Consider the following 20,148-nt stretch of genomic DNA (forward strand, 5'->3'; position numbering starts at 1 on the left):
TCATCCGTCTATCGCTCACGGCGTGGCAAACGGATCGAGCAGAGCTACTCCGGTCGATTCAATATCGGCGATGTTGCGCGTCACCAGTGTCAGGCCGTGGACCTTCGCTGTGGCGGCGAGCAGGCTGTCAACGAGCGGCAGCGGATTAGGAATTCCAAGAAGGGCCCAAGTCTCGGCAACGGTCTCATCGATGGGAAGAACCCGTTCGGCGAGTCGCGTCCTCATCTGTGAAAACCATCGGTCGAGAGATTTCGCCTGGAGCGGATCGCTTCGCCTTTTCAGTTCAATGCCTCGGCGAATTTCGGCCAGGACCAGAACGCTGGTTCCGATATCCGCGGCCGGAGTCTGATTGACCCAACGAATGACGTTCGGGTCGGCACGCTCGCGTTTTCGTATTTCGAAAATGACGTTGGTATCGACCAGAAATTTCACAAGTCGACCTCTCGCCAGCCGTCACGCCGCGGCTGATCGAACACACCGTCGAAGGCTTCATCCGGAAGCTCGGAGCCAAAGACGTCAAAGGCTGTCTTGACGTCGGGATCGAGGAGGGCGCTGGCGAGCGTCGATCGAAGTGCAGCGGCTCTGTCCGGTTTGTCGCGCAGAGTTTCCGCCAGGGCGCGGATGAGGCTCGCGTCCTTCTTGGCGGCTTGGACTTCAACTCGTACCAGACCGCGCGCCGCGGCGCGGCGTCGATGGGTGCGGGTGGCCTTTCGCTGGGATTTCGTTGCCACGGCTCGCCTTGTGAGGATATTTCCGGAAATATAACCGGTAAAGTCCATCCGCAAGAAATTGAGATTCCCAAACAAAATCCCCCGGCAAAGAGCCGGGGGCAACGTCATGATCTCTCGTGTGTAGCCTCGAGAGACATCAGGAGACCTTGAGGTTCTCCGCGGATGTCTTGCCGCGGTTCTCCACGAGGTCGAATTCAACCGCCTGATTCTCGTTGAGGGTGGAGAGTCCGGCACGCTCGACGGCGGAGATATGGACGAACACGTCCTTGTCGCTGCCGTTCGGCTTGATGAACCCATAACCCTTGGTCGGGTTGAACCATTTGACGGTGCCCTTTTGCGGCATCGCTAGTCTCCTCCACTAGATAAAAAAAGACGCGGCCGCTTTTTCGCGTGCCACGCCACAAACGGGCTTGCGGAAGTCTGTTCGAGTCTTGAGTCTCAATGTCGCGAAACGCACAGCAGAGCGGCCAATTCCGATTGTGTCCGATATTGCAACATGAAAATCGCGCGTTAGCAAGCAGAGCGCGAATTTCAAGATCGGGGTGGGTACCATCGTCTGCTATTTGCGACCTGTGGCCGCGGAACCACAATCGAGGGCAATAGCCTCGGCGACCGCGGGCCAACCGGTTGACCCTCCGTGGCAGTTCGGCACAAATCGCCACACGGCACGAGCCGCTCGTGTTGCATTTTTGCGGGCCGCCCTTTGCTTCGGGATTTTGTCGTCATGCGCTGCACCTCGCAGCCGTCCGGGACACGGCAGGCGATCGGGCTGGACCGCGTCCGCCGGATCGCGGCAGCGGTCGCCAGGACCTTTGCAGCCAGGACCTTTGCAGCCATCGCGCTTGCGCTGGTCGTGACGATGTCGGCCGCGACACCCGTCCTCGCGCAAAGTCCGACACCCACGCCGACCCCGACACCCACGCCGTCGCCGACCCCGATCCCGACCGCGACCGATTACGATCAGTCGGCCGGCAACAGCATGCTCAATTTCGGCTCGGGATTTCTGGAGCGGCTGGGCAACCAGGCCGCCAATGGCTTCAACCGATCGTTCCGGACCAATCCCGGCGGCGGCGGTGCCTCCGCGAGCACGGAGGATCCGCGCTACCGTACCTGGTTCGAAGGCTACGGCATTTCGGTCCGCACCGACGCGCAGGGCGATTTCGTCGGCGACAAGCGCAGGACGTTTGGCGGCGTCGCCGGCCTCGGCGCGCGGCTCGCGCCCGGTGTCAACATCGGCTTCTCCATCGACCAGAGCCACACCGACATCGACGTGCCGCTCGCGCTCCAGTCGGCCACGCTCGACCTGACCCAGCTTGGCTTCAATGGTTCGGTCGACAAGGGCCCATGGACCTGGGCCTTTGCCGTGGTGCACGGTTTCGGCAAGGTCCGGTCCAGCCGCGACACCGGTCTTGGCCTTGCGACCGCCGGCTATAGCGCCGCGGTCGACGGTGCGCTGACCGAGATCAGCTATTACTGGACCAAGGACCAGATGCGCATCGTGCCCAAGGGCGCGCTGGAATATGTGCGCGCCACCAGTGCCGCGTTCGAGGAATCCGGCGGTCTCGATCCGCTCAGCGTCGGCTCGACGGCGCTCTCCCGCGCACGCGCGATGATCGGCGCCGAGATCGGCCGCTACTTCATCTTCGACCAGAAGATTCTGGACCTCTCGGCCTACGGCAAGCTCGTCGACAATTTCCACCAGGATCTGGGATCTATCCAGGTCAGCCTGGGGGCCCAGAGCATCGTGGTCCCCGGCATCGGCGAGAGCCGCTACGGCGCGGATGCCGGAGCCTCGGCTTCGCTCAGCCTGACCAACGTGGCACGGCTTTACGTCAATTACGACGGCAAGTTCCGCAACGAGCTCACCTTGCACCAGGGTACCGTCGGCTTCGAATACAAATGGTGAGTTGAAGCTCGTCCGCGCTCAGGTCGGCGTTGCCGCGACATAGCCCTCCAATCCAAACCCCTCGCGCGCGGCCGTCATCATCGGCACCAGCGCATTCGGATGGATGAACTCGTCGCGGAAGCAGGGATAGGTCCTGGCGTCGAAGATCTTCTTCAGCCAGTCGACCACAACCTTGTGACGCTCGGAGGTGCGGAACTCCCTGTGATAGGTGAGCCAGAGATCGGCGTGGTGGCTGACGCCGAGATCGACGGCAACGAGCGACGCACCGAGTGCGATCGACACCGTCGGCAGGAAGCCGATGCCGGCGCCGCGTTCGACGGCATAGAGCACGCCGACCGACGAATTGGTCTTGATCCCGACGATGCCCTCGAGCGAGTTCAACCCGAGCACACGGGCATAGGCGCCGTCGTCGACCTGCGGCGCGCTCTGCTTGATGATGCGGTGGTTCTTCAATTCGGCGAGCGTTGCCGGCACGCCGTAGAGAGTCTCGTACTCCTTGGAGACGAAGGGATAGATGTGGAGACGGCCGAGCTTGGCGACGATCAGATCGGGATTGGTCGGCGGCTCGAGCTGGATCGCGATATCGGATTCGAGCCGTGCGACGTCGGCCTGCTCCATCGCGCAGCGCAGGTCGACCGTGATCTTGCGGTAGGTCTTCTGGAAGTCGATCAGTCGCGGCAGGATCCAGAAATTCCCGGGGCCTTCCGTCACTGCGACGCGCACGGTGCCCGAGGTGTCGTTCGACGATCGCGAGGCGCGGCGGAAGACGTTGAAGGCATGACGCTCCATATGCGCAACGTCGGCGATCATTGCTGTGCCTTCATCGCTGAGCGTGAGTCCGCTCTGGTCGCGCAGGAACAGCTTGCACCCGATCCTCTCTTCGAGCCGATCGACGCGGCGCATCAAGGTCGTGGAGGTGAGCCCGAGCTCTTCGGCCGCATTGCGGAAACTTTTATATTTTGCGCACGCTAAAAACAGCTTTAAATCGTCCCAGGACGCATCCAGGGCTTCTTCACGGTGCTGCATCATCGCAGCACCCCGGTGCAATAACTGCTGCATACTCCTGATCCCCAACCGCTAAGCTCATCGTCGTAGCGGGGCACGAAAGCCTCGAACGATAGAGGCGTGATATGAGTATGGAAAGGGGCCCGTTTGCCGCAAGGCATGATTTCGATGCCTTGCCGCTGAGCCCGGATGTCGACGTGCGCTGTGCGCAATTCTCCGAAATCGCGGCGCTTTCGGATATGGCGCACCGGCTCGTGCCGGGCGTGCAGATCGGCGCAGCGGAGCTTGCGAGGTACTTCACGTTCGACCCTCAGAGTATCCTCGCGTTCAGCCGGAAGGGCAACCTCGTCGGCGGCATGGCCTTCCTGTTTCTCAATGATCGCGGACACGATGCACTGCTGCTCGACGAGATCTGCCTCACCGCGCCCGAGACGCGCCATCTCGCGTCGGCGGACGAAGACGTCGCAGCCATCTACATCTGGGCGATCGCGGCGACGGGCCGCGGAATCGCCGGTCTCGGCAAGGCCGCGGCTCATCTGCGGCAGATAAGGTTTCGCGGCGCGGATTGCTATGCGCAGCCGTCAACGGTGGCCGGACGCGACATCATGAAGGCGACAGGCTTTGCGCCTGTCCCGAGCTTTCAACCCGACCTTTGGTGCTACGAGCGTCCCTGGCATCGGCAGCCGGTGTGCATGCCAGGCGCGATCATCCAATCAAGGAGCTTTGCAGATGCACGGTACTAGGATTCCTCTCGCCAAGCCCTGTTCCCGCGCCATCACCATCCGTCTCGCGCGCGATCCGAACGATCTCATGCTGGTGACCGCCATCCGCTCGGCGGTCTATCTCGCCGAGCAGGATTGTCCGTTCGAGGAGGAGTTCGACGGCAACGACATGGTCGCCGCGCATTTCATCGGCTTCGTCGGCAACGAGCCTGCGGGCTGCCTGCGGGTGCGGTTCTTCGGCGATTTCGCCAAGGTGGAGCGGCTCGCGGTGCGTCACCAATATCGCCGCTCGCGCGTCTCGTTCAAGCTGGTGCAGGCCAGCGTCGATTATGTGAAGCGCAAGGGCTTTCGCAAGATCTACGGCCAGGCGCAGGACCGGCTGGTCGATTTCTGGGCCCATTTCGGCGCCAAGCCGCTCGGTCACAATCGCAAGATCACGTTCTCGGATTTCTCCTACACAGAAATGCTGCTGGAGATCGAGCCGGGCCCGGACGCCATCACGCTGGACAGCGATCCCTATGTGATCATCCGTCCCGAGGGCGATTGGGACCGGCCGGGCGTGCTTGATGCCTCGGCGGGGCGGGCGGTGACCTCACCGCTGCGAGACCTCGCATTTGCCGACCGTTGAAACTGGTGCAGCTGCGCGCAACGAAATGCTGGCTTCCATGCAGGATGATCCGCCGATACTGGTCTGTGCGGATCTTCAGGTCGAATATCTGACCCCCGGCCGTCGCCATGTCGTCCTCGACGGCGATGCGGTGACGGCGCGTTGCCTGGAACTCCTCACGCTGTGGCGCAGCAATTTGTGGCCGGTCATGCACCTGAAGCGCATCGCGCAGGCGGCCTGGTTCAATCCGGCATCCGGGCTGACCAATTGGATCGCGGAAACCAGGCCGCGGCCGGGAGAGATGACGTTCGAGCACCCGCTGCCGTCCGCCTACAGTTCGTCGCGGTTTGTAGACTACATGTCCAGTATCCGCACCACGCGCTGCATTCTGATCGGCTTTTCCCTGGACGAGACCATCCTGGCCACCGCCGTCGACGGGTTTCATCGCAGCCATCGCTACCAGGTGGTCACTGACGCCGCGGCTTGCCGGCAGCCGGGCACGGACGATGCCGCCGCCTACAGGCACGCGGTAGTGAATGTCATCGGAAATTTTGCTACAATGCAGTCCAGCGCCGAACTGATCAGAACCAGCGGCGCCGTTGCGGTGTAGGCGTCCGCAACCGGCGGATGGGGTGAGAGATTGTCACGGGGAGAGGAGCTCAAGGAGCTGGCGAGCGATCTGTCGCGTGCCGCCGAGAAGGCGCGCAGGCTTGGTCTGCCCACGACACTCTACTTGCTCTCGATGGCGCTGGTGGAGGTGAGGGAAGCCGGTGCCGCCGCCGACGATGGTGGCGACGACGGCGCGGCGTGAGAGCTGCCACCGTGCGGCTCTGTGATGTGCGGCTCTGTCATGTGCGGCTTTGTGACATGCGGCTTTGTGCATCGCTGCTGAGCGTTTGCTGCCGACGAATTGGCGTTGCATGTTTTGCGCTGTCGCAATAGCCAAGGTACTTGCCATCAAGTGATGACGCCGGCTCTGCCTGCGACGTGACGCTTTCAAGGATCTCCGCAAATGTCCATGCTGCCCAATTCGCAAGAGGCCCGGGATGTGGCCTATCAGCTCCATCCCTACACCAACGCGCGCACGCATCAGCAGGCCGGTCCCCTCGTGATCGAGCGCGGCGAGGGGCCTTATGTCTTCGACGCGACGGGCAAGCGCTATTTCGAAGCGATGGCCGGCCTGTGGAGCGTCGGGCTCGGCTTCAACGAGAAGCGGCTGGTCGAGGCGGCGCACAAGCAGATGCAGGCGCTGCCGTTCTACCACACCTTCTCCGCGAAGTCGCACGGGCCCTCGATCGACCTCGCCGAGAAGCTGGTCGCGCTCGCGCCGGTGCCGATGAGCAAGGTGTTCTTCACCAATTCCGGCTCGGAGGCGAACGACACGGTCTTGAAGCTGATCGCCTACCGCTCCAACGCGCTCGGCCAGCCCCAGCGCAAGAAGGTGATCAGCCGCCTGCGCGCCTATCACGGCGTCACCATCGCCTCCGCGAGCCTCACCGGCCTTCCCAACAACCACCGCTCGTTCGATCTGCCGCTGCCGAACATCCTGCACACGGGCTCGCCGCATTTCTACAAGGACGGCGCCCCCGGCGAGAGCGAGGAAGATTTCGCGACGCGCCGCGCCGAGGAGCTTGATGCGCTGATCCAGAAGGAGGGGCCTGACACGATCGCCGCCTTCTTCGGTGAGCCGGTGATGGGGGCGGGCGGTGTCATCGTGCCGCCGGCGACCTATTGGGACAAAATCCAGAAGGTCCTGAAGAAGTACGACATCCTGCTGGTCGCCGACGAGGTGATCTGCGGCTTCGGCCGCACCGGCAAGATGTTCGGCTGCGAGACCTATGGCATCAAGCCCGACGCGATCGTGGTCTCCAAGCAGATCACCTCGAGCTATTTCCCGCTGTCGGCGATCATCCTGAACGATCGCATGTTCGAGCCGATCGCGGACGAGAGCAACAAGATCGGCGTGCTCGGCCACGGTTTCACCGCGGGCGGCCATCCGGTCGGCTCGGCGATCGCGCTGGAGAACCTCAAGATCATCGAGGAGCGCGGCCTGGTCGCGCATGCCGCCGAGCTCGGCGCCTACATGCAGGGCAGGCTGCGTGAGCTTACCAGCCACCCGCTGGTCGGCGAGGTCCGCGGCGTCGGCATGATCGCAGCCCTCGAGCTCGTGCTCGACAAGGGGCGCAAGACCGCAGCGGCGACGCCGGGCGCAGTCGGCGGCATCGCCAGCCGCATGCTCCAGGAGCGCGGCGTGATCTCGCGCAACATGCTGGATGCCATCGCCATCTGCCCGCCGATGATCGTCAACAAGGCGCAGATCGACGATCTGGTCGCCGCGATCTCGGGCGTGTTGAACGACATGAAGGGGGAAGTGGCGAAGCTGACGCCGGCGTAGGGGCTCGCTCTCTCCGCGTCATTGCGGGGAGCGAAGCCACCAAGCAATCCAGACAGTCTCCGCGAAGGCAGACCGGATTGCTTCGCTCCGCTCGCAATGAAGATGTGGAAGCAGCGAGGCTGATCGCTAGATGGAGCGTGATGAGATGAGGCTTGATCGCTGCAACGACGGAGGTGCACTCCCTCTCCCGCTCGCGGGAGAGGGTCGGGGAGAGGGTATTTCCGCAATGGGACAATCCCCAAGAGGAGAAAGCCCTCACCCGGCGCTTCGCGCCGACCTCTCCCGCAAGCGAGAGCTTTGCATAATTGGATGTAAGGGACTGGTTCCCGATGTCGGGCTTTTTTTGCGCGGGGTCGGACGGCGCGCGGGCGTTGAATGGTTGGGTTTTCGCGGCCAACCGATGGCGTTGGGCGGCGGCGGTCATGCCGCAGCTCCCGCAGGAGACAGCACTGCCCATCGTTTGAGATTCATGGCGAGGCAGATCAGGCGCAGACGCGTCTGGTTGCGCGCCAAGCCGAGATAGCGGGCGCGCGCCCAGCGGTAGCTGCCCTTGAGGCGCGCGAAGACCTGCTCGACCGGTGCGCGGCGCTTTCCCACAGCGTCGTTGAAGCGCTTCTGCCGCTCGGTCAGCGGATGATGCTTGTTGGGCCGAAACATCAGCCGCGGCTTGATGCCTCGCGCACGGAGGCCGCTGCGGCGCTCGTGCTTGTCATAGGCCTGGTCGGCGTAGACCGCCTTCTCATCACCACAGATCAACTCGTCGGCGGGCACCGTGTCGTTGACCGCAGCATCGGTCAGCTTGTTGCGGCGGATGATGGCCGAGCCCTTGTCGATGCCGACATGCGCCTTGTAGCCGAAGTATCGTTTGCCGCCCTTCTTGGTCCAGCGCGCATCCGGATCGCGCTTGCTGTTGACCAGTTTGCTCGGCGCCCGGCCGTCCGGGCCGGGCGGCTGCGGGTCCTCTGGCGGCTTTGGCGGCTTCACCGCCGCCGGGATCAGGCTCGCATCGATCAGTGTGCCCCGCCGCAGCACCAGCCCATGCGCCTCGATCTGGCGCAGGATCTCACCGAACAGCGTCTCGTCCAGGCCGGCCCGCTGCAAAGCGTCGCGGAAGCGCCAGATCGTTGCGTGGTCGGGGGTCTCGTCGCCCAGCACAAAGCCGCAGAAATCGCGGAACGAGGCGCGATCATCCAGCGCCTCTTCAAGCTCAGGATCGGACAGCCCGTACCATTGCTGCAGCAGCAGCGCCTTGAACATCACCAGCCGCGGATAGGCCGGCGCGCCCCGCTCCGGTTCCGGCAGACCGCCCAGCACGCGCGCCACTGCCGCCCAATCGACCAGTTCGCCAACCCGCCTCAGCACCCGATTGCCTTTCCCTCGCCGCGACACCAGCGCGTCCGCGAAGCTCGGTTGTCCAACCTGCCGATATGCCATCCCCAGCCCCCTACCAATCAAGCCGAGAGAATTGCAGATTCGTGCTTTATGCAAAGCTCTCGCAAGCGGGAGAGGTGTACGAGCCGCGGCAATCGATTCAAACTAAAGCCATTCCGCTTTAAGCCCGCTGCACCCCGATCACGCGGCCTTTCTCGATCGCCAGTGCAAGCTCGCCGCGCTTCAGTTTCAGGGCGGCGTCGCCGAACAGCTCGCGGCGCCAGCCGCGCAAGGCCGGTACATCCGCCTCGTCGTCCGCCGCGATCTCCTCGAGATCGTCGACGGTCGCGATGACCTTGCTTGCGACCGCGTGGCGCTCGGCGGTCATCCGCAGCAGCACCTTCAGCAGCTCGACGATGGCCGCGCCGTTGGAGTTGTTGCGCGGTTTCTCCAGCTTGGGCAGCTTCGAGAAATCCCGCGCCAGCCCGCGCTCGACAGCGGCGATGATGTCCGCGCCCCATTTCGATTTCTCGAATCCCTTCGGCACCGAGCGCAGATGCGCGAGCTTCTCCAGCGTGGTCGGCGCGTGGGTCGCGATGTCGGTGATCGCCTCGTCGCGCAGTACGCGGCCGCGCGGCACGTCGCGGCTCTGCGCCTCCTGCTCGCGCCAGGCCGCGACCTCCATCAGCACCGCGAGGTCCTTGGGCTTGCGCACCCGCGTCTTCAGCCGCTCCCAGGCGCGCTCGGGATGGAAGTCGTAGGTTCTGGGCGAGGTCAGGACTTCCATCTCGATGGAGACCCACTCGCTGCGGCGGCGCTTCTTCAGGTCGGCGTCGAGCGCGGCGAACACGTCGCGCAGATGGGTGACGTCGGACACCGCGTAATGCATCTGCTCCTTGGTCAGCGGCCGCCGCGACCAGTCGGTGAAGCGGTGGGTCTTGTCCGGACGGTGGCCGGTCACCTTCTCGACCAGCGCGTCGTAGGCGATGCTGTCGCCGTAGCCGAGCACCATCGCGGCAACCTGGGTGTCGAACACCGGATGCGGGATGATATTGGCCTGGTGCCAGATGATCTCGATGTCCTGGCGAGCGGCGTGAAACACCTTCAGCACGCCCTCGTTGGCCATGAGCTCGAAGAACGGCTTGAGGTCGATGCCTCCGGCCAAGGTGTCGATGACAACGGCCTCCTCCGCGCTGGCCATCTGCACCACGCACAGCAGCGGGTAATAGGTGGTCTCGCGGAGGAACTCGGTATCGACGGTGATGACGGGGTGCTTGGCCAGCCGGCTGCAGGCAGCCGCGAGGTCAGCGGTGGTGGTAATCAAATCCATGAACGGCCCATGACACTTGACACCAGCCGTTCTGCCGAAAGTGCTGTGATGTCAAGGGGCTCTGAGCGAATTCGAGCCTTGCTTTTGGGCCGGAGGCACCTTTTTCCGACGATAATCCTATTCGTAGCGGACCCGCTGCGAGGATTTTCGCGCGCAGGGCAGCGCCACCACGAGCACGCACATGGCGACCAGCGCCAGCCCCAGGAATTCGATAACCAACAGATCCACGGCGAAATCTCCAGAAACATTGATAGATTTGTCGGGGGTACGTTGAGGGTCTGTTAATTCTCGTGGTTACCGGCGGCGTGGGCAGCCGGATGGTGGACGGGGAGTTAATTGGCGGCAAGACCACTGTCACGTCATCAGCTTCGGCAGGACGGCGGCCAGGGTGTCCACGGCGCTGCGGACCTTTGGCGGCAGCCGGGGCGAACGGGGCCACAGCGCGTGGCAGTCGTAGAGGAATTCAGGCTGGCCGCCGAAGAGGCGGACCAGCGCACCGGTGTCGAGGCGTTCGCGAACCAGCCAGTAGGGCAGCCAGGCGAGCCCCATGCCTTGCGCGGCGGCATCGGCGATCGCCTCCAGATCGTCGAGCCTCAGCCTGCCTGCGGGCATGATCTCGCGCGGAGACTCGCCCAGCTGCGGAAACAGCCACGGCCTGACGCGCCCGGAGCGGCGATAGATGATCGCCTGATGTGCTGCGAGATCGTCGAGCGATTTTGGCTTGCCGTGCGTCCGCAAGTACGAGCGCGCGCTGCACACCACCATGCGCTGGCTTGCGATGCGCCGCGCGATCAGACCGGACTGGTCGTCGAGATCGCCGGTCCGGATCGCAAGATCGTAGCCGGCCTCGATGATGTGAGCGATCGGATCGCCGAAGGAGAGGTCGAGCTCGAGATGCGGATATTTCCGCGCCAGCTTCATCAGCAAGGGGGCGATGCAGTGCCGTCCCAGCAGGGCCGGCATGGTCACGCGCAGCCTGCCGCGCGGCTCGGATAACTCGTCGGTGACGACGGCGTCGGCGGCTTCCGCCTCGGCGAGTACCGCGCGGCAGCGCTCGTAATAGGCCTGGCCGGCCTCGGTCAGGCTCTGGCGCCGCGTGGTGCGGTTGAGGAGGCGGACACCGAGGCGCTCTTCGAGGAAGTGCACATGCTTGCCGACCATCGGCCCCGACATCTCCAGCGCGTCCGCCGCGGCCGCGAACGAGCCGAGATCGACAGCCCTGACGAAGGCGGCCATGCTGGTGAGGCGGTCCATGATTGAAAACTCCTGGTTTCGACTGTTCGCTTGGTTACGCGATTTATCGGCTTCCGCCGGATCGGCATAGCTCCATTCAATTCAACTGTTTAGGAGTGTATCCATGGTCCGCGCCGTTCGCTTTCATCAACATGGTGGTCCCGAAGTGCTGCGCATCGAGACCGTCGATGTTCCGCCACCGGCAACCGGCGAGGTGCAGATCCGGGTCAGGGCACTCGGTCTCAACCGTGCCGAAGCCCTGTTGCGGAAGGGGACCTATATCGAGACCGCGACATTTCCGTCGAGGCTGGGTCTGGAGGCGGCAGGCGTCGTCGAAGCGGTCGGGGATGATGTGACCAGCTTCGTGCCAGGCGATGCCGTGAGCATCGTCCCGCCGCTGTCGATGGTGCGATGGCCGGCCTATGCCGAGCTTGCGACGTTTCCGGCCGAACTCGTCGTGAAGCATCCGCCGGAGCTTGGCTTCGAGGCAGCTGCTGCGGTCTGGATGCAGTATCTGACGGCCTATGGCGCGCTGGTCGACATCGCCGGACTTGGGCCAGGGGACGTCGTTGTCATCACGGCGGCATCGAGCAGCGTCGGGCTCGCGGCGATCCAGATTGCGAACCGGATCGGCGCTGTCCCAGTCGCCCTGACGCGGAGCTCGATCAAGCGGCGGCCCTTGCTCGATGCCGGCGCCGCTCACGTTGTTGCCTCGGAGGAGGAGCCTATCGGAGCGCGACTGCTGGAGATTGCCGGTTCAAAGGGCGTCCGCGTGATATTCGACGCGGTCGGTGGTCCCGCATTCGAGCCACTGACCGCGGCGATGTCGCCGGGCGGGATCCTGATCGAGTATGGCGGCTTGAGCCCCGAACCGACGCCGTTCCCGCTCTTCAACGTGCTCGGCAAGAGCCTGACACTGCGCGGCTACCTCGTGCACGAGATCATCCGCGATCCCGTGCGCCTTGCGAAGGCAAAGGCGTTCATTCTCGACGGGCTGTCGGACCGAACGTTAGTGCCGGTGGTTGCCAGGACGTTCCGGTTCGAGGAGATCGTCGAGGCGCACCGCTTTCTGGAGTCCAACGCGCAGTTCGGCAAGATCGTGGTGACGATCTGAGATCGCGTCACCCAGCGACGGATTCGGCGCTCCACACTGTGGAGCGCCGAGGTCGTATGCGCGTGCCGTCGACGGCTTTACGGCAGCTTCAGCGAGGTCTCCGCATTGTATGGCTTGAGCGTCTCGTCGGCGGCCTTCTGGGCGGCGGCGAGGGCTTCCTTCGGCTGCTTCTTGCCGTTCAGGACCAGCATCACCTCGTCCTCGAGGTTCTTGCGGACAGGAACGGTCTTGTAGGTCGCAAACCAGGGTTTTGCGACGTCGAGCTGCTCGACGGCGGTCTTGGCGTCGGGGTTCTTGTTGAGGAAGTCGACCATGTCGGGCGTCTTGTAGGCGGCCATGTTGGGCGCGAAATAGCCGGTGGCGCGGCTCCACCAGGCGCTCTTCTCGGGCGAGGTCATCCACTTGATCAGCGTCCAGGCGGCCTTCTGCCTGTCGGCCTCGAGCCCTGCCGGCATGATCAGCGAGGCGCCGCCGATCGGCACGGCGTTGCGGACATTGCGGGGGATGAAGGCGACCTTGTAGGCGAACTTGGCGTTGTCGCGCACGTAGGTGAGCGAGCCCGTCGAGAGCATCATCATCGCGGCATTGCCGGAGATGAAGGAGGTGCTGACGGCAGGGCCAGGCGTCGCGCCGGGCGCATGGACCTTGTGCTTGTAGATGAGGTCGTTCCACCAGGTGAGCGCACCGAGCATCGAGGGCGTGTCGTAATAGACCTCGCCGCCGAACTCCTCGTTGTAGTAGCGCCCGCCATTGCTCATGGTGAGTGTTTCCATCATCCAGCCGCAATAGTCGTAGGCGCAGGGGATCGCGATGCCCCATTGGGTCACCTTGTCGCCCTCGCGCTTGGTCAGCTTCTTGGCCCAGTCGGTGAGCTCGGCCCAGGTCTGCGGCGGCTTGTTCGGATCGAGGCCGGCTTCCTTGGCCTTGTCGGCGTTGATGTAGAGCAGCGGCGTCGAATTGTGGAACGGCACGCCGTAGACCGAGCGGTTGATCACGGCGTTGCCCTGCAGCGCCGGGAAGAACTGGCCCAGGAACTTCTCCTTGGTGGTGCCGTCCGCAGCGATCAGGCTGTCGAGATTGGTGAGCTCGTTCTCGATCTGCATGTCGAGCAGGAAGTTCGCCGACATGATCACGGCAGCCGGCGGCTTGCCGGCCTTGATCGCGGCGCGCGTCTTGATCAGCGTATCGTCATAGGATCCGGTGTAGACGGCGGTCGCCTTGACGCCGGGATGGGTCTCGTTGAACTCCTTGATCAAGGTGCCCATGTCGCGGGCGAGCTTGCCGTCGACCGGAACGGGGAAGAACAGATCGATCTCGGTCGGGCCTTCGGCCATCGCCGGGAAGGCGAGGGCGCCAGCCAAGGTGCCGGCCATGGCGAGGCCGAGCATGAGCCTGCGGGAGAACAGCATCGGAAAATCTCCTATTTGATGCCTGAGGTGACGAAAGAGCTGATGAAGCGTTTCTGGAAGATCAGGAAGGTGACGAGCAGCGGCGCGATCACCATCAGCGTGCCCGCGGCGATGGTGCCCCAGGCCTGCGTGCCTTCGGCGGTCTTGGTGAACACCGAGAGGCCGACCGTGAGCGGCCGCTTGTCGGGCGAATTGATCACCATCAGCGGCCACAGGAAGTCGTTCCAGTGGCTGGTCACGGAGATGATGGCGAAGGCCGAGAAGCTCGGCATCGACAGCGGCACGTAGATGTGGCGGATGCGCTGGAACAGGCTGGCACCGTCGATCAGGGCTGCGTCTTCCAGCTCGGTCGGGATCGCCTCGAACGCCTGGCGCATCAGGAACGTGCCGAAAGCCGAGGCGAAGAACGGCATCATCACGCCGGCGAGCGTGTCGTAGAGGCCGAGCTGCGCCACGAGCTTCAGGTTCGGCACGATCAGCAGCACGGGCACCAGCATCAGCTGCATCAGGAACAGGTAGAAGATCAGCGTCCTGCCGGCGAAGTCGAGGCGGGCGAAGGCAAAGCCTGCCAGCGTGATCGTGACGAACTGGACCAGCAGGATGCCGGCGCAGATGATCGTGGTGTTGAGGGTGTAGCGCGGGAAATCGCCGATCTCCCAGGCATCCCTGACATTGTCGAGCGTCGGCTTCAGGCTCGGCATCAGCTCGGCCATGGCGTTGATGCCGTCCGAGGCCGGGCGCAGCGTCGCCACGACCATCCACAGGAACGGGATCAGCCAGACGATCGCAAGCAGCACCGTCAGCGCGAAGCCGAGCTTCGGCGTGATCTCGCCCCGGGTGGCGAGGGGAGCGTCCCTGAACAGGCGGTCGACCAGCTTCATGACCTGCCCTCGCGGTTCGCCATGGTCCGGAAGGAGAGCGCGGTGAGGCTCATCAGCGCGGCCAGCGTCAGCAGCGTCGCAGCCGAGGCCTTGCCGATGTCGTAATGCTCCACCGCCTGCTGGTAGATGTAGAACAGCACCAGACTGGTCGAATTGGACGGCCCGCCCTGCGTCATGACGAAGACGTGGTCGACCTGCGTCACCGCGTTGAGGATCGCGATGACGGTGACGAACAGGAAGGTGGGCTTGAGCTCCGGCAGGATGATGTGGCGCAGGCGCTGATATGGGCCCGCGCCGTCGAGATGCGCGGCTTCCATCACGTCCTCGGGCACGGCCTGGAGGCCGGCGAGGAAGAACAGCATGTAGTAGCCGGCGTTCTTCCAGATCGTGATGACCATGATCGCATAGAGCGCGATGTCGGGGTCGCCGAGCCAGTTCGGCAGCACCGGAAGCAGCCGGCCGATGTAGTAGTCGAGCAGGCCGACATTGGGCAGGAAGATGAACAGGAACAGCGCGGACGCCGCGACCATCGGGATCAGCACCGGTAGGAATAGCGCGGCGCGCAGCGCGCTGTTCACGGCATGGGTGCGCGCAAGCGCCAGCGCGAACAACAGCGCAAGGGCGATGCTCGGCACAGCCGTGCCCACGGCGTAGATCAGGTTGTTGACGACGGCGCCGGTAAAGGCAGGATCGGCCAGCACCGCCGCGATATTGTCGAGACCGACGAAGCGCAGCGGCGCCTTCGGTGTGGCGCGCTGATAGAGCGCATCGATGAGCACGCGGCCCATCGCGCCATAGGTGAACAGCGCGAGGAAGACCAGCGAGGGCAGCAGCAGCAGATAGGCCGGCAGTGAGGCTTTGACGCGGGCGGTGAGGCGCTTCAGCACGTCGAGGCGCGGCGCCGCCGAGGTCGCGACCGGGAGAGCCGCGGGTTCGGCGAGGCTCATCTCACCGCGCCGGGAAATTGAGCGCATAGTCGCGGCCGTCCATTCCCGCGGGCGGGGCGAACGGGAAGCGCAGATTCTCGTCGAGGAAGTCATGGCTGTGCACGACGAGGCTCTCGTCGTCGATCAGCACGACGCCGTAGGCCGGCGGCTCGTGGCTGGCGAGGTGCGGCGCGCTCTGGTCGAGCTCGAACCAGACCTGATGGTTGGTGCCGCGCAGGGTCGAGAACGGGATCTTGCCCCAGCTGCCGAAGATCGGCCGGTGCACATGGCCGAAGAAGAGATGGCGGATGCGCGCGCGATAAGGCGCGATCACCTCGGCGAATTCCGTGCTCTGCTTCAGCCCGATCTCGTCCATCGCGTGCACGCCGACCGGGAAGGGCGGATGGTGCATGAACACGACGAGCGGCATGTCCGCGGGCGCGGCGGCGAGCGTGCTCGCCAGCCAGCCGAGGCGCTTGGCGCACATCTCGCCGGCATGGCTGGTCTCGTCCAGGGTGTCGAGGAAGACGAACAGGCCGTGCTCGGTGGTGCGCGTGCCCTGCACGAAGCCGTTGGCATCGCGCGGCGCGGCCTTCAGCGCATCGAGGCAGGTGACACGGCGGTCGTGATTGCCGACCATGGCGATGTAGGGAATCTTCAGCGCAGCCATCGCCTCGGCGAAATTGGCGTAGGATTCCGGCTCGCCCCAATGGGTGAGGTCGCCGGTGACCACTGCAAAGGCGGCATCGGACTGATGCTGGTTGATGTCGGCGATGGCGGCGTCCAGCCGGGCGCGCGGGTCGAGGCCGTAGAGCTTCAGCCCGGGATTCGCGAGATGCGTGTCGGTGATGTGGATGAATTTGAAGGGCATGGCGCGCTGTCGGGACGGTTGGAGGATGGACGTCTCCGGCAAGACGACCCTGACAGGCGGTTAGAGCGCGTGTGTTTCAGTTTGATGACAGCGGTTCCGCGGGACGCGACGTGTCCACAACGCCCGCGGACAGAAATGGACCAGCGCAAGGCGCAATCCCTGCCGTGGATCAATTCAAGATGGTGGTGCGCGGTTGAAACTTGCCTCACGTCCCGCAGAACGTCTGCAGCACCCGCTGATCCGGCAGCGGCGGATCGGCGTAGGCGGCGTAGTCCGGCTGGTCCTCGAACGGCCTCGCCAGCACCTTCACCAATTGCTCGAACGGCGCATAGTCGTCATCGTTCACCGCGGCCTGGATCACCGCCTCGACGCGGTGGTTGCGCGGGATGAACATCGGATTGACGGCGTTCATGGCCGCCTGCCGCTCCGCCGCTGTCTGCGGTTCGAGCACGAGACGCGCGCGCCAGCGTCCGGCCCACTCGTCGAACGCGCCGGGCTCCATGAACTGCGCGCGCGCGTCGGCTGCGTCGCCAGCCGCGGCGTCACAGAGCTTGCGGAAGGTGAGCGTGAAGTCGGCCTGGTTCTTCGCCATCGCATCCAGCAGGTCCTGGATCAGCGCCTCGTCGCCGTCGCGCTCGGTGAAGAGGCCGACCTTCCTGCGCAGGCCGGCCTGATAGGCCGCGCTGAACGTGTCGGAGAAGGCGCCGAGAATGTCCTGGGCTTCGGCGACCGCCTTCTCCTGCTCGTCGGAGAACAGCGGCAGCAGGCATTCGGCGAGGCGCGTCAAATTCCACAGCGCGATGCGCGGCTGGTTGGCATAGGCGTAGCGGCCCATCTCGTCGATCGAGGAGAAGACCTGCGCGGGATTGTAGGCGTCCATGAAAGCGCAGGGGCCGTAATCGATGGTCTCGCCGGAGATGGACGTGTTGTCGGTGTTCATCACGCCGTGGATGAAGCCGACGAGGAGCCAGCGCGCGATGAGATTGGCCTGACGTTCAACGACGGCCGCGAGCAGGGCGTGGTAAGGGCGCTCGGCTTGCAGCAGGTCCGGATAGTGGCGCGCGATCACATGGTCGGCGAGCCGGCGGATCGCCTCGGTGTCGCGGCGGACGGCGAAGAACTGGAAGGTGCCGACGCGGATATGGCTGGAGGCGACGCGGGTCAGCACCGCGCCGGGCAGCGCGGTCTCGCGGATGACGTGCTCGCCCGTGACGACCGCGGCGAGCGAGCGCGTGGTCGGGATGCCCAGCGCGTGCATCGCTTCGCTGACGATGTACTCGCGCAAGACCGGACCCAGCGCGGCGCGGCCGTCGCCGCGGCGGGAGAACGGGGTGGGGCCCGAGCCCTTGAGCTGGATGTCGCGGCGGACGCCGTCCTTGTCGATGACCTCGCCGAGCAGGATGGCGCGGCCGTCGCCGAGTTGGGGGACGAACTGCCCGAACTGGTGGCCGGCATAGGCCATGGCAATGGGATCGGCGCCGGCGGGAACCGTCTTGCCGGCCAGGATCTCGGCACCCTCAGGGGTCTCCAGCAGGTCCGGATCGAGCCCGAGCTGGATTGCCAGCGGCCGGTTCAGCTTGATCAGCCGGGGGGCGGCGACCGGGGTCGGCGCGACGCGGGCGAAGAAGCTGTCCGGCAGCGCCGAATAGGAGTTCTGGAAGGGGAAATGCACCGTCATGGGCTCAAGATAGGGCTGGAACGCCTGATGGCAAAGGCTCGGCCCGTGAAAATGGGCACTTCTAGCCCAAAACAGGGCGTTCCCTTGGTTGCCGCCTTGATCCTAGCGAGGTAAACCCTGCCGCAAATTCGGACCGGCCGTGACAGGCCGTTCGATTCGCATCCTCCGACATTGATTTTGGGACGACCATGCATCGCTACCGGTCACATACATGCGGCGCGCTCCGCGACAGCAACATCGGCGAGACGGTCCGCCTGTCAGGCTGGGTCCATCGCGTTCGCGACCATGGCGGCGTGCTGTTCATCGACCTGCGCGACCATTACGGCCTGACCCAGTGCGTGGTCGACCCGGACTCGCCGGCGTTCTCGCTGGCCGAAAAGCTGCGCTCGGAATTCGTGGTCAAGATGGACGGCAAGGTCCGCCGTCGACCTGAGGGCACCGACAATGACGATCTGCCGACCGGCAAGGTCGAGGTCTATGTCAGCGAGATCGAGGTGCTGGGCCCGGCCGGCGATCTGCCCCTGCCGGTGTTCGGCGACCAGGAATATCCGGAAGACATCAGGCTCAAATATCGCTTCCTGGACCTGCGCCGCGAAAAACTGCACCAGAACATCATGACGCGCGTCGAGATCATCAAGTCGATGCGCAGGCGCATGGAGGGGCAGGGCTTCTTCGAGTTCAACACCCCGATCCTGACCGCGTCCTCGCCGGAAGGCGCGCGCGACTTCCTGGTGCCGTCGCGCATCCATCCCGGCAAGTTCTACGCGCTGCCGCAGGCGCCGCAGCAGTACAAGCAACTGCTGATGATGTCGGGCTTCGACCGCTATTTCCAGATCGCGCCCTGCTTCCGCGACGAGGACCCGCGCGCCGACCGCCTGCCGGGCGAGTTCTACCAGCTCGACGTCGAGATGAGCTTCGTGACGCAGGAGGACGTCTTCGCCGCGATGGAGCCCGTCATCACCGGCGTGTTCGAGGAATTTGCGAAGGGCAAGCCGGTCACCAAGGGCTGGCGCCGGATTCCGTTCGCCGAGGCGCTGCGCAAATACGGCAGCGACAAGCCGGACCTGCGCAACCCCATCGAGATGCAGGACGTCTCCGAGCACTTCCGCGGCTCCGGCTTCAAGGTGTTCGCGCGCATGCTCGAGGATCCCAAGAACCAGGTCTGGGCGATCCCGGCACCGGGCGGCGGCAGCCGCGCGTTCTGCGACCGCATGAACTCGTGGGCGCAGGGCGAAGGCCAGCCCGGCCTCGGCTACATCATGTGGCGCGAGGGCGGCGAGGGCGCAGGCCCGCTCGCGAACAACATCGGGCCCGAGCGCACCGCCGCGATCCGCGCACAGCTCGGCCTCAAGGAAGGCGACGCCGCCTTCTTCGTCGCCGGCGACCCCGACAAGTTCTGGAAATTTTCGGGCCTTGCCCGCAACAAGGTCGGCGAGGAGTTGAACCTCACCGACAAGGAGCGGTTCGAGCTCGCCTGGATCGTGGACTTCCCGATGTACGAGTACAACGAGGACGACAAGAAGGTCGACTTCTCGCACAACCCGTTCTCGATGCCGCAGGGCGGTCTCGACGCGCTGAAGTCGCAGGATCCGCTGACCATCAAGGCGTTCCAGTACGACATCACCTGCAACGGCTACGAGATCGCCTCCGGCGGCATCCGCAACCACGTGCCGGAAGCGATGGTGAAGGCGTTCGAGATCGCAGGTTACGGCGAGCAGGAAGTGGTCGACCGCTTCGGCGGCATGTACCGTGCCTTCCAGTACGGCGCGCCGCCGCATGGCGGCATGGCCGCGGGTGTCGACCGCATCGTGATGCTGCTGTGCGGCACCACGAATCTGCGCGAGATCTCGCTGTTCCCGATGAACCAGCAGGCCATGGACCTCCTGATGGGCGCGCCCTCGGAAGCCACCACCAAGCAGCTCCGCGAGCTGCACATCCGCGTGAACCTGCCGCAGAAGTGAGTGAGGCA

At 64.6% G+C, this 20,148-nt stretch carries 20 protein-coding genes; 8 read left to right on the plus strand and 12 right to left on the minus strand.

Annotation, left to right across the window (positions count from 1 at the left end):
* Nucleotides 1–15: 15 nt before the first annotated feature.
* From ABIA42_RS11625 to ABIA42_RS11635, 3 genes are read right to left on the minus strand one after another with little or no spacing between them, the layout of a single operon-like run.
* A complete protein-coding gene (locus ABIA42_RS11625; protein ID WP_370113554.1) occupies nt 16–432 on the minus strand; it encodes a type II toxin-antitoxin system VapC family toxin in 417 nt (138 codons plus the stop codon).
* A complete protein-coding gene (locus ABIA42_RS11630; protein WP_370113552.1) occupies nt 429–839 on the minus strand; it encodes a hypothetical protein in 411 nt (136 codons plus the stop codon). The genes ABIA42_RS11625 and ABIA42_RS11630 overlap by 4 nt, the downstream gene beginning before the upstream one ends.
* Before the next feature lie 28 nt (nt 840–867).
* Complete coding sequence (locus tag ABIA42_RS11635; protein WP_028180514.1) at nt 868–1,074, minus strand: cold-shock protein; 207 nt, start codon at nt 1,072–1,074, stop codon at nt 868–870.
* Nucleotides 1,075–1,455: 381 nt separating this feature from the next.
* On the opposite strand from ABIA42_RS11635, the gene ABIA42_RS11640 reads away from it, so the two are divergent.
* Nucleotides 1,456–2,637, plus strand: coding sequence for an autotransporter outer membrane beta-barrel domain-containing protein (locus ABIA42_RS11640; RefSeq protein ID WP_370113550.1), 1,182 nt, complete (start codon nt 1,456–1,458; stop codon nt 2,635–2,637).
* Between the two features lie 18 nt (nt 2,638–2,655).
* Here ABIA42_RS11640 and ABIA42_RS11645 read toward each other — a convergent pair whose 3' ends face one another.
* On the minus strand, nt 2,656–3,696 hold the full coding sequence (locus tag ABIA42_RS11645) for a LysR family transcriptional regulator (protein ID WP_370113549.1): 1,041 nt from the start codon (nt 3,694–3,696) through the stop codon (nt 2,656–2,658).
* 71 nt (nt 3,697–3,767) lie between these two features.
* On the opposite strand from ABIA42_RS11645, the gene ABIA42_RS11650 reads away from it, so the two are divergent.
* The 5 genes from ABIA42_RS11650 to ABIA42_RS11670 all read left to right on the plus strand — a co-directional run bounded on the left by ABIA42_RS11650 (nt 3,768) and on the right by ABIA42_RS11670 (nt 7,366).
* A complete protein-coding gene (locus tag ABIA42_RS11650) occupies nt 3,768–4,385 on the plus strand; it encodes a hypothetical protein (RefSeq protein WP_370113548.1) in 618 nt (205 codons plus the stop codon).
* Nucleotides 4,372–4,992, plus strand: coding sequence for a GNAT family N-acetyltransferase (locus ABIA42_RS11655; protein ID WP_124158925.1), 621 nt, complete (start codon nt 4,372–4,374; stop codon nt 4,990–4,992). The genes ABIA42_RS11650 and ABIA42_RS11655 overlap by 14 nt, the downstream gene beginning before the upstream one ends.
* A gap of 25 nt (nt 4,993–5,017) precedes the next feature.
* Nucleotides 5,018–5,581, plus strand: coding sequence for an isochorismatase family protein (locus tag ABIA42_RS11660; RefSeq protein WP_370123516.1), 564 nt, complete (start codon nt 5,018–5,020; stop codon nt 5,579–5,581).
* 30 nt (nt 5,582–5,611) lie between these two features.
* Entirely contained in the window at nt 5,612–5,782 is a 171-nt protein-coding gene (locus tag ABIA42_RS11665; RefSeq protein WP_271530429.1) for a hypothetical protein, read from the plus strand.
* 201 nt (nt 5,783–5,983) lie between these two features.
* Nucleotides 5,984–7,366, plus strand: coding sequence for an aspartate aminotransferase family protein (locus ABIA42_RS11670; RefSeq protein ID WP_271530430.1), 1,383 nt, complete (start codon nt 5,984–5,986; stop codon nt 7,364–7,366).
* A gap of 420 nt (nt 7,367–7,786) precedes the next feature.
* Here the strand turns inward: ABIA42_RS11670 and ABIA42_RS11675 are convergent, their stop codons facing one another.
* The 3 genes from ABIA42_RS11675 to ABIA42_RS11685 all read right to left on the minus strand — a co-directional run bounded on the left by ABIA42_RS11675 (nt 7,787) and on the right by ABIA42_RS11685 (nt 11,321).
* Nucleotides 7,787–8,800: an IS5 family transposase gene (locus tag ABIA42_RS11675; protein ID WP_370113545.1), complete on the minus strand. Its 1,014-nt coding sequence runs from the start codon at nt 8,798–8,800 to the stop codon at nt 7,787–7,789.
* A 118-nt stretch (nt 8,801–8,918) separates the two neighbouring features.
* Nucleotides 8,919–10,067 carry a ribonuclease D gene (rnd, locus tag ABIA42_RS11680; protein WP_271530431.1) on the minus strand — a complete coding sequence of 383 codons (1,149 nt, stop codon included), beginning with the start codon at nt 10,065–10,067 and terminating at the stop codon, nt 8,919–8,921.
* A 354-nt stretch (nt 10,068–10,421) separates the two neighbouring features.
* A complete protein-coding gene (locus ABIA42_RS11685; RefSeq protein ID WP_370113543.1) occupies nt 10,422–11,321 on the minus strand; it encodes a LysR family transcriptional regulator in 900 nt (299 codons plus the stop codon).
* 103 nt (nt 11,322–11,424) lie between these two features.
* Here ABIA42_RS11685 and ABIA42_RS11690 point away from each other — a divergent pair, with 103 nt between their 5' ends.
* Nucleotides 11,425–12,414 carry a zinc-dependent alcohol dehydrogenase family protein gene (locus tag ABIA42_RS11690; RefSeq protein ID WP_370113541.1) on the plus strand — a complete coding sequence of 330 codons (990 nt, stop codon included), beginning with the start codon at nt 11,425–11,427 and terminating at the stop codon, nt 12,412–12,414.
* Between the two features lie 77 nt (nt 12,415–12,491).
* Here ABIA42_RS11690 and ABIA42_RS11695 read toward each other — a convergent pair whose 3' ends face one another.
* The 5 genes from ABIA42_RS11695 to ABIA42_RS11715 form a co-directional block, all read right to left on the minus strand.
* Nucleotides 12,492–13,823: an ABC transporter substrate-binding protein gene (locus tag ABIA42_RS11695; protein WP_271530434.1), complete on the minus strand. Its 1,332-nt coding sequence runs from the start codon at nt 13,821–13,823 to the stop codon at nt 12,492–12,494.
* Between the two features lie 11 nt (nt 13,824–13,834).
* Entirely contained in the window at nt 13,835–14,704 is an 870-nt protein-coding gene (locus ABIA42_RS11700) for a carbohydrate ABC transporter permease (RefSeq protein ID WP_370113538.1), read from the minus strand.
* Nucleotides 14,701–15,651, minus strand: a complete 951-nt coding sequence (locus ABIA42_RS11705; protein WP_370113536.1) for a carbohydrate ABC transporter permease — start codon at nt 15,649–15,651, stop codon at nt 14,701–14,703. The genes ABIA42_RS11700 and ABIA42_RS11705 overlap by 4 nt, the downstream gene beginning before the upstream one ends.
* Before the next feature lies 1 nt (nt 15,652).
* A complete protein-coding gene (locus tag ABIA42_RS11710; RefSeq protein WP_370113535.1) occupies nt 15,653–16,501 on the minus strand; it encodes a phosphodiesterase in 849 nt (282 codons plus the stop codon).
* Nucleotides 16,502–16,706: 205 nt separating this feature from the next.
* Nucleotides 16,707–18,179, minus strand: coding sequence for a YdiU family protein (locus tag ABIA42_RS11715; protein ID WP_370113533.1), 1,473 nt, complete (start codon nt 18,177–18,179; stop codon nt 16,707–16,709).
* 188 nt (nt 18,180–18,367) lie between these two features.
* On the opposite strand from ABIA42_RS11715, the gene aspS reads away from it, so the two are divergent.
* Nucleotides 18,368–20,140, plus strand: coding sequence for an aspartate--tRNA ligase (gene aspS / locus ABIA42_RS11720; RefSeq protein WP_370113531.1), 1,773 nt, complete (start codon nt 18,368–18,370; stop codon nt 20,138–20,140).
* Nucleotides 20,141–20,148: the final 8 nt, after the last annotated feature.

The organism is Bradyrhizobium sp. USDA 327 (assembly GCF_041262065.1).
GTDB lineage: Bacteria > Pseudomonadota > Alphaproteobacteria > Rhizobiales > Xanthobacteraceae > Bradyrhizobium > Bradyrhizobium liaoningense.

Coding starts and splice junctions, on each gene's coding strand:
- ABIA42_RS11710 (WP_370113535.1), bottom strand. CDS start 16,501: ATGCCCTTCAAATTCATCCACATCACCGACACGCATCTCGCGAATCCC.
- ABIA42_RS11650 (WP_370113548.1), top strand. CDS start 3,768: ATGAGTATGGAAAGGGGCCCGTTTGCCGCAAGGCATGATTTCGATGCC.
- aspS (WP_370113531.1), top strand. CDS start 18,368: ATGCATCGCTACCGGTCACATACATGCGGCGCGCTCCGCGACAGCAAC.
- ABIA42_RS11670 (WP_271530430.1), top strand. CDS start 5,984: ATGTCCATGCTGCCCAATTCGCAAGAGGCCCGGGATGTGGCCTATCAG.
- ABIA42_RS11635 (WP_028180514.1), bottom strand. CDS start 1,074: ATGCCGCAAAAGGGCACCGTCAAATGGTTCAACCCGACCAAGGGTTAT.
- ABIA42_RS11645 (WP_370113549.1), bottom strand. CDS start 3,696: ATGCAGCAGTTATTGCACCGGGGTGCTGCGATGATGCAGCACCGTGAA.
- rnd (WP_271530431.1), bottom strand. CDS start 10,067: ATGGATTTGATTACCACCACCGCTGACCTCGCGGCTGCCTGCAGCCGG.
- ABIA42_RS11660 (WP_370123516.1), top strand. CDS start 5,018: ATGCTGGCTTCCATGCAGGATGATCCGCCGATACTGGTCTGTGCGGAT.
- ABIA42_RS11700 (WP_370113538.1), bottom strand. CDS start 14,704: ATGAAGCTGGTCGACCGCCTGTTCAGGGACGCTCCCCTCGCCACCCGG.
- ABIA42_RS11640 (WP_370113550.1), top strand. CDS start 1,456: ATGCGCTGCACCTCGCAGCCGTCCGGGACACGGCAGGCGATCGGGCTG.
- ABIA42_RS11705 (WP_370113536.1), bottom strand. CDS start 15,651: ATGAGCCTCGCCGAACCCGCGGCTCTCCCGGTCGCGACCTCGGCGGCG.
- ABIA42_RS11630 (WP_370113552.1), bottom strand. CDS start 839: ATGACGTTGCCCCCGGCTCTTTGCCGGGGGATTTTGTTTGGGAATCTC.
- ABIA42_RS11715 (WP_370113533.1), bottom strand. CDS start 18,179: ATGACGGTGCATTTCCCCTTCCAGAACTCCTATTCGGCGCTGCCGGAC.
- ABIA42_RS11695 (WP_271530434.1), bottom strand. CDS start 13,823: ATGCTGTTCTCCCGCAGGCTCATGCTCGGCCTCGCCATGGCCGGCACC.
- ABIA42_RS11690 (WP_370113541.1), top strand. CDS start 11,425: ATGGTCCGCGCCGTTCGCTTTCATCAACATGGTGGTCCCGAAGTGCTG.
- ABIA42_RS11685 (WP_370113543.1), bottom strand. CDS start 11,321: ATGGACCGCCTCACCAGCATGGCCGCCTTCGTCAGGGCTGTCGATCTC.
- ABIA42_RS11655 (WP_124158925.1), top strand. CDS start 4,372: ATGCACGGTACTAGGATTCCTCTCGCCAAGCCCTGTTCCCGCGCCATC.
- ABIA42_RS11675 (WP_370113545.1), bottom strand. CDS start 8,800: ATGGCATATCGGCAGGTTGGACAACCGAGCTTCGCGGACGCGCTGGTG.